General features: G+C 46.6%; 14 protein-coding genes. 5 read left to right on the top strand and 9 right to left on the bottom strand.

The features are described 5' to 3' along the window. Nucleotides 1-184 precede the first annotated feature (184 nt). The 7 genes from DRW41_RS02255 to DRW41_RS02225 all read right to left on the bottom strand — a co-directional run bounded on the left by DRW41_RS02255 (nt 185) and on the right by DRW41_RS02225 (nt 6494). Nucleotides 185-1318: an N-acetyldiaminopimelate deacetylase gene (locus DRW41_RS02255; RefSeq protein ID WP_115450331.1), complete on the bottom strand. Its 1134-nt coding sequence runs from the start codon at nt 1316-1318 to the stop codon at nt 185-187. Nucleotides 1319-1404: 86 nt separating this feature from the next. Continuing rightward, nucleotides 1405-2115, bottom strand: coding sequence for a 2,3,4,5-tetrahydropyridine-2,6-dicarboxylate N-acetyltransferase (dapD, locus tag DRW41_RS02250; protein ID WP_115450330.1), 711 nt, complete (start codon nt 2113-2115; stop codon nt 1405-1407). A gap of 76 nt (nt 2116-2191) precedes the next feature. Next, on the bottom strand, nt 2192-3073 hold the full coding sequence (gene ccpC, locus DRW41_RS02245) for a transcriptional regulator CcpC (protein WP_115450329.1): 882 nt from the start codon (nt 3071-3073) through the stop codon (nt 2192-2194). A gap of 76 nt (nt 3074-3149) precedes the next feature. Beyond that, complete coding sequence (locus DRW41_RS02240; protein WP_115450328.1) at nt 3150-4658, bottom strand: MDR family MFS transporter; 1509 nt, start codon at nt 4656-4658, stop codon at nt 3150-3152. Between the two features lie 76 nt (nt 4659-4734). After that, on the bottom strand, nt 4735-5181 hold the full coding sequence (gene cbpB / locus DRW41_RS02235) for a cyclic-di-AMP-binding protein CbpB (RefSeq protein WP_115450327.1): 447 nt from the start codon (nt 5179-5181) through the stop codon (nt 4735-4737). Nucleotides 5182-5306: 125 nt separating this feature from the next. Then, complete coding sequence (locus DRW41_RS02230; protein WP_115450326.1) at nt 5307-5543, bottom strand: YkuJ family protein; 237 nt, start codon at nt 5541-5543, stop codon at nt 5307-5309. A 234-nt stretch (nt 5544-5777) separates the two neighbouring features. Continuing rightward, nucleotides 5778-6494, bottom strand: a complete 717-nt coding sequence (locus tag DRW41_RS02225) for a DUF3993 domain-containing protein (RefSeq protein ID WP_115450325.1) — start codon at nt 6492-6494, stop codon at nt 5778-5780. Between the two features lie 251 nt (nt 6495-6745). On the opposite strand from DRW41_RS02225, the gene DRW41_RS02220 reads away from it, so the two are divergent. After that, complete coding sequence (locus DRW41_RS02220; protein ID WP_245959318.1) at nt 6746-7504, top strand: C39 family peptidase; 759 nt, start codon at nt 6746-6748, stop codon at nt 7502-7504. 101 nt (nt 7505-7605) lie between these two features. On the opposite strand, the gene fadH is transcribed toward DRW41_RS02220, so the two are convergent. Then, nucleotides 7606-8370, bottom strand: coding sequence for a 2,4-dienoyl-CoA reductase (fadH, locus tag DRW41_RS02215; RefSeq protein ID WP_115450880.1), 765 nt, complete (start codon nt 8368-8370; stop codon nt 7606-7608). 175 nt (nt 8371-8545) lie between these two features. On the opposite strand from fadH, the gene DRW41_RS02210 reads away from it, so the two are divergent. Continuing rightward, the gene (locus DRW41_RS02210; RefSeq protein ID WP_115450323.1) at nt 8546-9418 is read left to right on the top strand and encodes a metallophosphoesterase; all 873 of its coding nucleotides are present in this window, start codon (nt 8546-8548) and stop codon (nt 9416-9418) included. A 68-nt stretch (nt 9419-9486) separates the two neighbouring features. On the opposite strand, the gene DRW41_RS02205 is transcribed toward DRW41_RS02210, so the two are convergent. Next, nucleotides 9487-11613, bottom strand: coding sequence for a sensor domain-containing protein (locus tag DRW41_RS02205; protein WP_245959317.1), 2127 nt, complete (start codon nt 11611-11613; stop codon nt 9487-9489). A 224-nt stretch (nt 11614-11837) separates the two neighbouring features. On the opposite strand from DRW41_RS02205, the gene DRW41_RS02200 reads away from it, so the two are divergent. From DRW41_RS02200 to DRW41_RS02190, 3 genes are all read left to right on the top strand, one after another. Then, the gene (locus tag DRW41_RS02200) at nt 11838-12452 is read left to right on the top strand and encodes a PadR family transcriptional regulator (RefSeq protein WP_115450322.1); all 615 of its coding nucleotides are present in this window, start codon (nt 11838-11840) and stop codon (nt 12450-12452) included. After that, a complete protein-coding gene (locus DRW41_RS02195) occupies nt 12442-13701 on the top strand; it encodes an MFS transporter (RefSeq protein ID WP_115450321.1) in 1260 nt (419 codons plus the stop codon). The genes DRW41_RS02200 and DRW41_RS02195 overlap by 11 nt, the downstream gene beginning before the upstream one ends. 181 nt (nt 13702-13882) lie before the next feature. Next, on the top strand, nt 13883-14338 hold the full coding sequence (locus DRW41_RS02190) for a YkyB family protein (RefSeq protein WP_115450320.1): 456 nt from the start codon (nt 13883-13885) through the stop codon (nt 14336-14338). The last annotated feature ends 54 nt before the right edge of the window (nt 14339-14392 follow it).

Below are 14392 nucleotides of genomic sequence, written 5' to 3'. Positions count from 1 at the left end.
ACGCCTATTATAGGGCAACCCCTTCATGCAGTCAATTTTAACCAACCAATGCCTCGGCCAAAAAATTATAATCACCAGGAAGTGCCGCCCTTATAGTGTTGCCCATTTCCTTCCTGAAATAATCAGTGGAATGTGCCCATATACAACTCTAGCAATCGCTGCTTAAAAACTAGAAACAGTTTGCTCACAGGCTGTCCGTTGGGCCGGATTTGAACGAGATATATTGTGACAGGAGCCTAATAGCGATCGGGATTGCCTCTTCATCGGGCATCAGCCTTGAGTGGTGGAGGCCATTCGGGGAATTGACCCCAAGCCAGAACATAAAGCCAGGAATTTCCTTCAGCATATAACCAAAATCTTCTCCGGTCATCGCCTCCCTGCAGCGGATGGCTTCGATTTCCTTCAGGGACGCTGCAAAATTAAAAAATTCGGATGTGAGCGCCGGGTCATTGAAAACCTGGTGATACATTGAACCGTAATCGATGGCGGCTTCACATTCAAACCCTGTCTTGATTCCGTTTACAACCGCTTCAATCCGCCTCTTGACTGTCTTCATCGACTCCGGAGACAATGTCCGGATCGTCCCCTCGAGCCTCGCTCTTTCAGCAATGACATTTTGAACGGTCCCACCGGTAATTTTGCCTATGGTTATAACCGCACTATCGAGCGGGTCCACATTCCGCGAAATAATCGTCTGGAGCTGGGATACAAGATTGCAGGCGGCAACGACCATGTCGTTTGCCTGATGTGGAAAAGCGGCATGCCCCCCTTTTCCCTTAAGATCGATAAACAATTCAGATGTATTTGCAAAAAGCAATCCTTCTTTTAGCGCAATCGTCCCTACGGGATATTCGGGAGCAATATGGAGTGCGACAATCATATCAGGCAACCATTCCCGCATGATTTCGGACTTCAGCATTGGTTCCGCTCCGCCAGGGCCTTCCTCGGCCGGCTGGAATATGAACAGCAAATCATCTCCAATAGGATTTTCGGCAAAGTTCTCCACAAGCCCAAGGGCGATGCTCATATGAAAATCGTGGCCGCATGCATGCATGTTTCCTGGATGGATGGAGGAATACGGATAGCCTGTTTCTTCCTGAATCGGCAACCCATCAATGTCAGCCCTGTAGCCAATCACCTTTTTTGGATTGAGGCCGTGAATTTTCACGAACAGCCCGGTTCTCCACTTTTGGACCGTCAGCCTGTCCTGCGGGAGTCCGGCCAGGTAGTTAAGCAAATACTCCTGCGTTTTATATTCCTGAAAACCAAGCTCTGGTATCCGGTGAAGGTCGCGCCTTATTCCAATAAATGAATTCATGGATATTTCCCCTCTTGCAAAAAGTTTCGTTGGACATTGCAAAAGAAAGCGCGGATTTGCTCCACGCTTTCTTGATTGATATTACTTTATAGCTGGCGCAGCTGAGCCATAATTTCTGTCTTCGACTTGGTTTTCTCATCGATTTCCTTAATCACCCTTGCTGGTGTCCCAGCTACAAGTGTATTTGGCGGCACATCGTCAAGGACGACCGCTCCAGCGGCTACGACCGCGCCCCGGCCGACAGTTACGCCTTCTATTACGACCGCGTTCGCGCCGATCACCACTTCATCCTCAATGACGACTGGCTTTGCGGAAGGCGGTTCAATAACTCCGGCGAGGACTGTACCGGCGCCTATATGGCACTTTTTACCCACCGTAGCCCTTCCGCCGAGGACTACATTCATATCAATCATTGTACCTTCGCCTATAACCGCACCGATATTGATGACCGCGCCCATCATAATGACGGCGTTGTCCCCAATCTCAACCTGGTCTCGGATTGTGACGCCAGGTTCAATGCGGGCCTTAATGTTCTTTGTATCAAGCAATGGAATAGCAGAATTTCGGCGGTCGCTTTCAACGACATAATCATCGATTTTTGCCTGCTTCCTTTCAAGGACCGGGTTAATGTCGGCCCATTCCCCGAAAATTACCCCCGTATTGCCCGTTATGAACGTTTTTGTATCGGAGCCGAAATCAATCCCTTCCAGTTCGCCTTTTATGTATACCTTTACAGGAGTCGATTTCTTTGCATTTTGAATAAACGATATAATTTCATTTGCGTCCATCATCTTCATTGCTATTCCTCCAATATGTATAGGCTTGAAAAATACTTTATCAGACTGCCTGCCTGAAAACAAGAAAAAATAAGCGTTATTGCCCTTCATTTATATGCTCAAGCACAAGCTCTGTAAACGCCCTTACTTGTTTTAGTTCAAACGCGGATTCATATCCAAGAAGCCATGTGTCCCGTTTGATTGGCCTGTTCCATTCATCCAGCAGCGAAAGCTTGAAAATATCATCGTCGGCGCCATGTAGCGTAATTTCCGGGAGAATCGCATAGCCAATGCCGTTGAAGGCCATTTGTTTGCATGTCTCGATTTGGTCGACAAGCACAGTTCTTTTAGGCGGCAGCTTGAATTGGCGATGCCACCATTCCTGGATTTCCTGGTAGTAATTAGAGTCGCTTTTAAATTGGATGAAGGGCCTGTCTGTTTCAAGGACCTGACTGATATTTGAAATCTCCCTATCCACAAGAAATAGCCGGTCTTCGAACAAATGGACCTTTTTCCCCTTCCATTCCGGCGCCCCTCGTATAATGCCAATATGGACTTGGTGGTCATAAAGCGACTTGAGGATTTCGCTGCTCCAGCCGGTAACAAGAGATATCTTTGCCTGTGGATACCTCTCGATGAATTTTTTCAGCACCTTCGGGAGCCAGTGCTGCCCCACTATTGTCGCGACAGCGATTTTTAGGGTGCCGGCCACTCCGGAGTCCATGGAATGAATGGCTTCCCGTACCTTTTCCTCTTCACCAAGGACGCCATTGACAAACCTTATGACCTCTTCACCCTGGGGAGTAAGGGCGAGGCCTTTTTGCGATCGGATGAAGAGCTTCGTGCCCCAATCCTTTTCAATGGACTGCAGGCGCTGGCTAAGGGCGGGCTGCGAAACGAATAATCGCTCTGCAGCCTTGCGCATATTCCTTTCCTGGGCCAGCACGGATAAGAGATGAAATTCGGAAAGTGAGGACATTTTAAACCCCCATAAGTTTTTCTTATATTATAACTTATTCATGTGCAAAAAAATAACCCGGGTTTCCCCGGGATTTCTAGGCTTGTTTCTTTTTTGGCAAAAATACAATTAAGGCCATGCTGATTACAGCGAATAATAATACGCCTATATAAACGGTATGGAGTGAGACTGTCAACCCTTCCTGAAGAAGGGACTTGACGTTGCCTGGGAGCGCGGCCCGCTCATTTGCATCCAATAGGAGATTGGCTGTTTCAAGCGACGGATTTCCTTCCGCGCCTGTCCCGTTTTTCTCCAGGTAAGCCATAAACCGGCTATTTAGGATGCCCCCAAGCAATGCCGCTCCAATTGTATTTCCGAGATTCCGCATGAACATGTTTGATGCCGTAGCAATGCCGCGCTGCTGCCAGCCAACCGTACCTTGAATCAACAGGATAAAGGCGGTAGATGTTAGACCCATGCCCACACCTGTAAAAAAGGATCCAACCGCCGCCCAAACCGGGCCCGCCGCGGGAGACATCGTCGCGAAAAATGCACCACCAACAATAAGCATCAACCCGCCCGCCATGCATGTGAACCTATAGCCCTTCGCAAGTGAAATCTTTCCAGCGAACGTTGATGCGATTGGCCAGCCGATGGACATCGCCGTCAAGGCGAAGCCCGCCACAATTGGGGATTGTTCCATTACGCCCTGGACAAATGCCGGAAGAAAACTGGAAATGCCAATTAGCATGACCCCTGTTGTAAGCGAGACGATATTCGCGATGAAAATCGATTTTTCCTTCCAGATCGAAAATGGCATCATCGGTTCAGCCGCCCGTTTCTCATTGAAAACAAACAGCGTGAGTGCCACGAAACTGATGAGGAAAAAGGCTGCTGATGGCAACGACAACCAGTTCCAGCGATGCCCGCCCTCAACAAGAATGTACATCAGCGAAGATATTCCGACAGTAAGCAAGATTGCGCCTATGTAATCAATTTCATGATCTTTCTTTTCGACCTTTTCGTGCAGGAACACCCAAAGGCCGAGCATGGACAGGATTCCAAGGGGAATGTTGACCCAGAAAACATAATGCCAGCTTACATATTCCACTAGCAGCCCGCCAATTGCAGGGCCAAGGATGGCGGATATCCCCCATACACTCGAGAGGTAACCTTGAATTTTCGCGCGCTCTTCCGTATTGTAAATATCACCAACAATGGTCGTGGCAATCGGCATCACGGCGCCCGCACCGAAACCTTGTATTAGCCTGAACACAATCAGCATTTTCATATTCTCTGCAAGACCGCACAGTATCGAACCAATCATAAAGACTGTTAGGCCAAAGAGAAGGACCGGTTTCCTTCCAAATAAATCAGCCAGTTTTCCATAAATGAGGACTGTTACAGAGTTCATCAGCAAATAAGCTGAAAACACCCAGCTATAAAGGGAAAAACCTCCCAATTCCCCAACGATTGCCGGCATCGCCGTCGACACGATTGTTGCTTCAATCGCTCCCATGAACATGGCAAGCATAACCGACGCCAGAACGAATGGCCGCCGTGTTTGCTTCTTCCCGGCAAGCTCCTTTTTAAAGCCTTCCCCCATAGGCTGCACCTCTTTCAATTCAAAATAGCACCGCATGAAAATAATAGCCCCCGGGGCGGGAGCCATTTATCACGATTTACTTTTTATTTTGCTTCTTTAAATGCTTATTCAACTGGTTCAGCACGGTGCTGCGGGGCAAGATCCCTTCAAATAGCCCGTCACCCGATTCAACGCATAAAAACGGATAGTTAATCAAAAGTTCGACGCAGCGGTTAATGGACGCACTCATTTTCACACGCGGTACGGAACGGTTCATGATTTCCTCAACCTTTTTTTCTTCGAGCTTCTCAAATTCGATTCTTTCAAGCCCGAGGAGTGAATCCATGATAAGTGTTGTACTTATCAGTCCATGGAGCCTGTAGTTCGGATCAAGGACAGGAATGGCGGTATAACCGCTCTTTGTAAGGACAAGCAGGGCATGCTCCAGGTTATTCCCCATTTGAACATGGGCCACCCGCTCGGATGGAATCATAAGATCCCTAATGCTTATTTCTATAAATTCTCCACTATGAAGACTTATCATTACGGAATGCTCCTCATATTTGTTTTACACCATATATATTCTAACATAGTTCGTAGAGGCACTGGTTACTTTTTAGCCTTCCGATCCAGAATTGAAAAAGGAACCCGGCGAGGTTCCTGTGGCAATTATTGAATCAGGTCAAAAATTTCAATTGTAATCATATCGATATTATCGAATTGGTAACGCTTCGGCTTTTCTTTATCATTGTATACTTCCAGTTCGAACGTTTCTGTCTTCGGGTGGAAAGTAACCTGGCATTTCCGCTCACCATTTACCTCGAAATAACGCTGTGCGGGTTCTCCGCCGCCCGACTGTTCCTGAAGATTTTTTAAGCGGGTAATAATCCCTTGTAGCTGTGACATGCTTTCTCTCCTTTCAAAACACAAACAAGCTTTTGCTATTAGAATTCTCTCCCCGCACGTTTCTATCCATACGGATCATCCCAGAATTTCTTCTGGTATTCCTTGTTTGCCAATAATAACAGCATAAATTAGTTTTGTACAAACATACAAGTAAAAACTAATTAAACATGTAAATTTTTAATTATCTGCAAAGAAAACCGCCCCATTTTTTGGGCGGCTCTGAAGGAAAAGTGGTCATTGCACAACTAAAGCTTCATTCTCCCCGTTATTTTCATCAGCGGCACCATTTTCGTCTTGCCCCTTACCAATAAATGCGGCGTATTGGAACAAACCGCCAATTGGATTCATGCCGAGCTGAAACCGGATCGCCGCGGCTTGTACGTCATTATCCTGCTCCACGGCCCCAGAACTTTCCTCTTCGCCGCGTTCATTCATCGCTGCCTGTGTTTCCGACTGGGCGATGACCGAATCAGGAATATCATCGTACAAGTACTTTGAAACTTTCCAGCCCTCGTCAGACCTTACAAGAAGCAATCCTTCATAATGGCTTTTATATCCAACAGGTCCGTCATTGCTTTCAGGGAAAAACTCAAAAACGTATGCTTTATTTTTCCCTGCCACAAACTTGGTGTTGTCAGAAAATCCGTAATACGGTATATAATATTGGCCGAAGTCGGTACCATATGTAATATATTTCCCTTCTTCCTCCACCAGGTTCGTTTCGAGGAATAACTCTTTGTATGCATCTGTAAAATAAGGAGCGAGGATTGCATCGACTTCCTCTCTTGTCCGAAGCTGCTCCCCAAGGGACAATTGTGCTTCAAACGCTTTCCTTAGAATTGAGAAGGCCTCGTCCCTCCTCATTTCCCCGCTTGTTTCAGCCTCGGTATAAAGCGGCATAATCGGCAAAAACAGTATAAACGCACAAATCAGCAACAATGATTTTTTCACGAATATTCCCCCTGTTTCGCCCTTTTGGGGCAATTATTCCTTTGTCGGATTAATTGAATCCTTAGGCCTTAGGAAAAATCTTTTTGTATTCCTTGTCCTTTACCCATAATTAATGGCCCTTAACCCAGTTGAGCGGCAATGGAAAAAATAATTCTTCCTGGCTGTTCATGATAGTTTTGGCAGATGGCTTTACTTTTAGCAATAAACGATCCGGAAAACACAACTATATGCACATTTTGGAGGTGATTTGTTTGAAGAAAGGTTATTACCTTTATCTTGCGGCGTTATTTGTAATCACAGGCTGCAATGGGGAGGCCAATACAAATATAACGCAACAATCCCAGCCGCCCGCTGTAATCACATATGAAAATGAACCAGAAAAAACAAAAGGCGGGACAGTTTTTACGATGCCGGAAAAAATAATGCTTGACGTCCCGCTCATTAAACAAAATCCCGAACTTAAATACGGCTGTGAAGTTACAAGCCTTGCAATGGTCCTGAATTACGCAGGAGTGAAAGTTGATAAAATGGAGCTTTATCGAGGGGTCAGGAAAGAATACGATCCTCTCGACAATCCTGGAGGGAACAATATAAAGAAATGGGGGGACCCCAATAAGGGATTTGTTGGAGATATGACAGGAAATTTTCCCGGTTACGCTGTGTTTGAAAAGCCGATTGTCGAGTTAATGGACAAGTATTTGCCTGGAAGGACGGTCAATTTGACTGATATGGAATTTAACGATGTATTGAAGCACATCGGAAATGGATTTCCTGCGGTCATCTGGACTACTGGAGATTTCAGGCTTCCTGACAGATGGGAGTCCTGGCTCCATGGAAAACGGACAATCCGGACTCCCTTGGACCTTCACGCAGTCGTACTAGTGGGCTATGATTCAGAAAACGTATATGTGAATGATCCACTATCAGGCAAAAAACAGCATGGGGTGAACAAAGAAAAGTTTATCCTATCATGGAAAGCTTTAAAAAAACGCACCGTCAGCTATAAATAATGATTTACTACTCGAATAGCGATGCAACTTTTCACCTTCATTTTCAGCCGAAAAAAACAAATATAATTTGCGGATCAACGTTTTCCATTACATTAGGCTTTTTAAAAAGGAAACTGGTTCAGCCATTGGCCACCATCCATTGTTATGCACTCTCCATTAATATAAGACGCATTTTCGGAAAAGAGGAAATAAGCCAATTCGGCAATTTCTTCGGGCTTTCCGAGCCTTCCAAGCGGAACGCTCTCAAGTGTCCGCCTGGCAGCTTCATCCGATTCCCAAAGCTTTTCCGCGCCCCCGGTCCTTTCTATCGGTCCCGGGGCGATGGCGTTTACCCTAATGCCATATTTCCGACCCCACTCAACAGCAAGCGTCCTCGTCATTGAAAGGACCCCAGCCTTGGCAGCCGCAGAATGGATGACTCCGGCCCCCGCATCCCAAGCGTATGTGGCAACCATATTAATGATCCTGCCTTCCACCTTATTCTCGATCCAATGCTTCCCAACCTCGCTGCTGCAATAAAAAGTCCCATTCAACACAATGTCGATAACCGATTTCCAGCCATTTGAAGTCAACTTTTCTGCGGGGCAAATAAAATTCCCCGCAGCATTATTGACCAAATAATGTACATTCCCAAATTCACCGATGGTTTCTTTCACCATCCGCGCGACATCATCTGTATTCCTTACGTCCATTTCAATGGTGAGGATGTTTCCTCCTAATAGGGCCATTTCCTCTTTCGCTTTTAGCAGCCTGTCAAGCGACCGGCCAGTTATCGCGACATTCGCACCGGCCGTGGCGAATCTTTTTGCCATATGCTTACCCATGCCGTTTGAACCACCCGTAACAATAACCGTTTTTCCTTTCATCTTTTTGCCCCCATCGATGTTTTTCCCAAGCATATCATAAATCGAAAGAATTTTCCGATAATTACTTCCGTATGATAGAAGTGAATTCCGCTTCATTTCCACCTTTTAGTTTGATAGTATTAGAGCTGTATGCATAGAAATTTCAGAGTTTACAAGACAGGCTGGTAGATAGATGATGGCAAAAAAACAATCACGCAGGACGTTTCTAAAAACACTATTAGGCGGGACGCTTGCGGTGTTTGGGTTGGGGTCGGGAGGATATTTCTACGCAAGGGAAATCGAGCCAATCCTGCTTGACATACAAACACATGTAATCGCCCACAGTTTAATCCCCGCTCAACTCGATGGCATCCGCATCATCCTGTTCAGCGATACGCATATTGGCTTTCAGTACACACTTGAACGGTTAAATACTCTTGCGCGAAAAATAAACAACCAGAGGCCCGATATAATTATCTTTAGCGGGGATTTGATGGATGAACCGAATAAATATGAATCCGCCCAAGCCATCGTCCCGATACTGAAAGGCCTGGACGCCCCCCTCGGCAAGTATGCCATCTATGGGAACCACGATCATGGCGGATATGGGACAAAGCTATATAAAACGTTAATGGACGCCTCCGGATTTACGACCCTTGTCAATGAAAACGTAGCCGTCACCCGGAATGGCCAATCCATTTATCTCGCAGGGATCGACGATGCCATGTTAGGTAAACCGGACATTGAATCTTCGGTTAAAAACATCCCCCAGGGAGCCTACAAGATTCTACTGTCCCATGCCCCTGATCTAGCGGATGACGCCTCCCGATTCGGTTTCCATTTGCAGTTAAGCGGCCATAGCCATGGCGGCCAGATTAAAATCCCTTTCTTTGGCGCGCTCGTCAAGCCCCCTTTCGCGGAAAAATACCATGAAGGGTTTTACACAATCGCAGGGGATGATCCTCTTACCCTTTATGTCAACAGGGGTTTAGGAACAACCAGGCTTCCATTCAGGTTTATGTCCAAGCCTGAATTAACGGTTTTTACCTTAAAAAAATCTTCCGAGTAACTCCCGGGCCAAAATTCCAAATCGGAGCCAAAAAAAGAGAACCCGTCATCGGTGATGAAGGGTTCTCTTTAGCTGTATTCCCGTAATGCCAGCTGAGGCAGTTTTAAATAGGCTTCCTCCAATTCACGTGCGGGGACGGGCCTTGCGAAATAAAAACCCTGCGCCTTATGGCAGCCTTCCATCGCGAGGAACTCAGCCTGTCCGGCTGTTTCAACACCCTCGGCGATTACTTCGACCCCCAGGCTTTTGCCAAGATGGATAATTGCCGACGCGATTGCAGCATCCTTTGCATTCTCACTTATATCCTTGACAAAGGATTGGTCAATTTTCAGCACATCGATAGGAAACTTTTTCAGGTAGCTTAAGGACGAGTACCCTGTCCCAAAGTCGTCGACCGAGACGGTGACACCGATGCTTTTGATGCTCTTGAGTACGGGGGCGGCCTCTTCCGTATTTTGCATCGAACTCTCGGTTATTTCGATTTCCAGATATTCCGGGTCAATTGAATGCCGCTCCATCGCGGCTTTCAGAAAGGCAGGGAAATTCGGCTGCTGCAGCTGCTTCGGAGATATATTAATGGCTAACCTGAACCCTCCATACCCCTGTCGTTTCCACTCCTTGATTTGCCTGCACGCTTTTTCGATCACCCAATTCCCAAGAGGGACGATTAAACCAGTGTCTTCAGCAAGAGGGATGAAGACTCCGGGGGAAATTGGTCCCAATTCCTTCGAAGTCCAGCGCAGAAGGGCCTCGAAACTTGTCGCCTCCCCTGTCATTAAATCCACCTGGGGCTGAAAATGAAGGCTCAATTCCTTTTTCTCAATTGCCTTGCGGAGGTGGGTTTCAATCGAAAGGATATTTGTCAGGGAAGAATTCATGCCTGTCCTGTAGAATTGGAAATGCGCGCGCCCCCGATCCTTAACCCGGTAAAGGGCTTCATCGGCATTCTTCAATAACGTTTCCGCATCTGCCCCGTCATTTGGATACATGCTGATTCCGATGCTCGGTGAGATATAATATTCCTGTGAATTAAAGTAAAATGACCGCTTAAACATAGACATGATCCTTTGAGCAAAAAAAGTAGTGGCCTTCCTCGTCGTATCGAGCAGAAGGATAATGAATTCGTCCCCGCCCTGGCGGAACACAAGACAACTATCATTTTGGCATTCTAGCAGCCTGGATGCAGCCTTCTTCAGAATTTCGTCGCCTACAAGATGCCCTAGGGAATCATTCAGGTATTTAAAGCGGTCCAAATCAATGGAAATGAGCGCAAACTCCTTTTCAAGCCTTGATGGGGAAAAAAGCTGCTCATTCAGCTTATCAAGTAGCGCCCTCCTATTCAGCAGGCCCGTCAGCTGGTCATGGAAAGCCATATATTTAATCATTTCCACGTTTTTTGATTGCTCGGATATATCACGGATAATGACATAGATTCCTTTCATTTCCCCAAAGACGATAATCGGAACGGTCTTGATGTGCAGCGTCAGCAGATGCCCTTTCCTGTGGGTGAACCTGCAGTCGAGCGATTCAAGTGATTGGCCAGTTCCTGTATTTTCGACAAGGGCCTTAAAGCCCGCAAAGTCCAAATCGGAAACCAGGTCGTATATCGAGCTGCCAATAAGCTGTTGTTCACGAAAGCCTGTCAGCTTCGCGGCGGCGGGGTTTGATTCGAGTATTTGCCCGTCCAATGCAATCGAAAAGATTGCATCCATGTTGTGGTCCACGATTGACCTGTACCTTTGGCCGCTTTCGATGATTTTATTTTTTTCAAGAAGGTAATCGGTTATATCCCTTGTAATGGCCACAATATATTGGATAGCGCCTGTTGCGTCCCTTACAGCGGATAGTACGGTTTCACCGAAAAACTCTTTTCCTTCTTCCATGAATGAAGCATCGAACACGGAATTCGCCCCATTGGATGAAAGAAATCTCGTATATTCTTTTTGGAGTTTTTCCGCAATGATGGGAGGCAGGACATCCTGAAATGTTTTCCCGATTGAATCCGGCGAAATTCCGGCCCTGATGAAGCCGGTTTCATTCGCAAACAAATAGCGGTAAGAAGGGCCCTCTTCAACTTTCATAATGAAGACCATATCCTTCGCATGCCGGAATACCAGGTCAAAAAGGATACTCTCCACATTTTCCGAACCCTTGCCGGCTGTTATGCCCATATCAAAAATGTTGTTAAACTCCATAGGATCATCCTCAAAATTTTTGCGAGTTTGTTTGGTTCTTATTGTAATTAACCTGACAAAAAGATTGACTATTCTACAAATTACCTCCTTCTATCATACTATAATTTTTTCCAGACTGGGGAAAAAATCGAAAATTTTCCCTATTTGTCCATTGAAAGTTATTGCCATTTCCTTACGTTATCATATATCATATTGATATATCATATTGATAGAAGGAGGCACCCATGTCAACCGAGCATGCAATTTTAGCCGTATTAAGCTTTAAACCGAGCTCCGGCTACGATATTAAAGCGGAATTCGAACATGAAGCCGCGGGTTTATTTTGGGGTATGAGCTATGGAAGCATTTACCCAAAGCTAAAAAAGCTTCAAGAACAAGGACTAATTAAAACATATGAAAGTTCTTCCGATGGCAGGCGAAAAACGATTTATGAACTGACTCGCTCCGGTTGGGCTGAACTGGAGAGCTGGCTTCTCACTGCACCTGAATACCCTGTCGTTAAGGATGAGCTTTTCATGAAAATGGCCACCTGGCACGAAGGAATGGATAACAATTCCCTAGTATCCCATCTGCGGGCGCGGCGTGAAAGAACAAACGAAATTCTCCGTTTTGTGATCGCCTGGCCCGAAAATAATACTTCTTATGTAAGCGGGGTTGGAAAGCTGGCAATCCGGTATGCAAAGGCACGGCTCCAAGTTGAGCTGGATTGGATAGATAATACGATCGCGGCACTCGAAGAAGGCATCCTTCCCGAACCGCAGGATCCTTTTGGAATGGGCGAAGGCATTAAGAAGAGGCGTCAGCAGGCGATGGAGGGAGAGGACCAGGTTGAAGAATAATATGTTTGAAGTGCTGAGAAACAAGGCTTTCAGATCCCTTTTCACCGCCCAGGTGTTTTCCGATCTCGGAAACTGGCTTGATTTCATCGCCATCCAGGTCGTCGTCGCCTACCATTGGAATCTCGGCGAGGAAGCCATTGCCGCGGTCATTATCGTCCTTGCGCTTCCTTGGGTAGTAATCGGCCCATTTGCCAGCGTTTTTGTTGAACGGATGTCTAAAAAGCAGGTTATGATTGCGACATTGCTCCTTAGGGCTGTTTTCGTCGCAGGTCTCTTTTTTTCTCCAAACCTCTATATCCTACTCATGTTTTTATTATTAAAAAGTACGGCGGGCGCGTTATATGACCCCGCAAGGCAAGCCATGATCCGGGAGATTGTGGATGAAGAGGATCTTCCCCGGGCGGTGACACTCAGCCAGTTGTCGTTGAACTCGATGAAGATCATTGGTCCCGCGCTTGGAGCAGGCCTCATATCCGTATTTGGAGAGAAAAGCCCGTTTTTGTTTGAAATTGGCGGGTTCCTTCTCGGAACGGCTTTCCTGTTTCTCCTGCCTTCCACGGGAGATATGCCTTTAACCGTTGACAAAAACAAGCCGGCGGTTGAAAAGCCTGGTTTTAAAAAGGAACTGGCCGAAGGAATCCGGCATATCTTCAATGTACCCGTGTTGAAAGTATCGGTTATCCTTACAGCCGCCGCTTTGTTTATCATTTTCCTATATGATGGGCTTTTTGTCTTTATCGCCAAGGAAATCGGCTTCAACGGGGAAAGCTTCGGGCTGCTTGTCAGCGCGGTGGGGCTTGGCAGTGTTGTTGGCTCGATTCTATTGGGAAGCTGGACCCGGTGGAAGTCCCTTCCCGTTCAACTAATGTCGGCTTCCGCCCTTTTCAGCGGCCTTCTCATTGCCTGTATTGGGCTTGGGGGGCATAAAGTATTTACCCTGGCGGATTGGGGCTGGCTTTCTGGTGCATTTTTGCTCGGTGCCCTTGGTGCGAGCCAATCAGTCCCGTACGGCTTTGTACTGCAATCCGAAACCCCTGGACATTTGATGGCCAGGGTGTCGGCCGCCGCCTCCGCCTTGCAGACATTTTCGATGCTTGTGGCACCGGCTGCTGGCGCCTTGCTCGCAAAGGCAATCGGCGTCCCCAATGTCCTTCTTTTGGCTGGAGCCGCAACAACCCTGCTAGGGGCGGGCGTCCTTTCCGCATATCTTTCCAGGAGAAAAACCGTTCACACCAAAGCAGGTGCTTGAATTAAGGCCGTCCTAAAATGGACGGCTTTTTCGCTTCCGAATGGAGGTTTGTTTGAAGAAATCGAAATAAAATAGCTTCAGGCTAATTTTCCTATTGTATATCCTGTAAAGGGAAAGATTTCATTTTACCTGGAAAAGCGCTATAATAGATACAAATGCAATTTTTGAAAGGAGACTTTGCTTGGACAGTACGAATCCCCGGTTCCCAGAACTATCTATTAAAAACCTCTCCCAGGCAATCTATATTGTCAATAGGCATGCGAAAACTGCCCCAGACCCTAAATTCCTTTATCTTTTAAAACACGAAGCATTAAAAAAACTTCTCCGGGAAGGAAAAGCGAGAAAGGTCGGACTGCATTTTTCCAATCATCCTAAAAACAGCAAGCAGCAATCAGATGTCCTTGTGGAATGCGGTGACTACACCTTCCATATCCCGCCGGAGAAAAAAGACTTTGCCGACCTCCCTCATCTAGGGTCGCTCGATGGATTAGTAAGAAACCCCAAAGCGGCGCTTTCCCTCACGCAATCGAAATTAATCCTTAAACAATATACAGGCATAAAAGAGCCCCAGGAGCCCACCCAGGGAAAGAAGGCTTATCAAAAGCCGGTGTTCAAAAGGCTTGGGGAAAGCTATTAAGCACGGGATCACTGATTAGTTTCTTTAACACAAAAGCCGGCGGCCGCCGGCTTT

Source organism: Neobacillus piezotolerans, from assembly GCF_003362805.1.
Lineage (GTDB): Bacteria > Bacillota > Bacilli > Bacillales > Cytobacillaceae > Bacillus_D > Bacillus_D piezotolerans.
The sequence above is the reverse complement of the archived record's forward strand: the minus strand, read 5'-3'. Positions and strand labels throughout refer to the sequence as shown.

Bases quoted from the DNA above. Each gene is read 5' to 3' on its own strand.
- DRW41_RS02205 (WP_245959317.1), bottom strand. From the start codon at position 11,613: ATGGAGTTTAACAACATTTTTGATATGGGCATAACAGCCGGCAAGGGT.
- DRW41_RS02240 (WP_115450328.1), bottom strand. From the start codon at position 4,658: ATGGGGGAAGGCTTTAAAAAGGAGCTTGCCGGGAAGAAGCAAACACGG.
- dapD (WP_115450330.1), bottom strand. From the start codon at position 2,115: ATGAAGATGATGGACGCAAATGAAATTATATCGTTTATTCAAAATGCA.
- DRW41_RS02210 (WP_115450323.1), top strand. From the start codon at position 8,546: ATGGCAAAAAAACAATCACGCAGGACGTTTCTAAAAACACTATTAGGC.
- DRW41_RS02230 (WP_115450326.1), bottom strand. From the start codon at position 5,543: ATGTCACAGCTACAAGGGATTATTACCCGCTTAAAAAATCTTCAGGAA.
- DRW41_RS02255 (WP_115450331.1), bottom strand. From the start codon at position 1,318: ATGAATTCATTTATTGGAATAAGGCGCGACCTTCACCGGATACCAGAG.
- DRW41_RS02200 (WP_115450322.1), top strand. From the start codon at position 11,838: ATGTCAACCGAGCATGCAATTTTAGCCGTATTAAGCTTTAAACCGAGC.
- fadH (WP_115450880.1), bottom strand. From the start codon at position 8,370: ATGAAAGGAAAAACGGTTATTGTTACGGGTGGTTCAAACGGCATGGGT.
- cbpB (WP_115450327.1), bottom strand. From the start codon at position 5,181: ATGATAAGTCTTCATAGTGGAGAATTTATAGAAATAAGCATTAGGGAT.
- ccpC (WP_115450329.1), bottom strand. From the start codon at position 3,073: ATGTCCTCACTTTCCGAATTTCATCTCTTATCCGTGCTGGCCCAGGAA.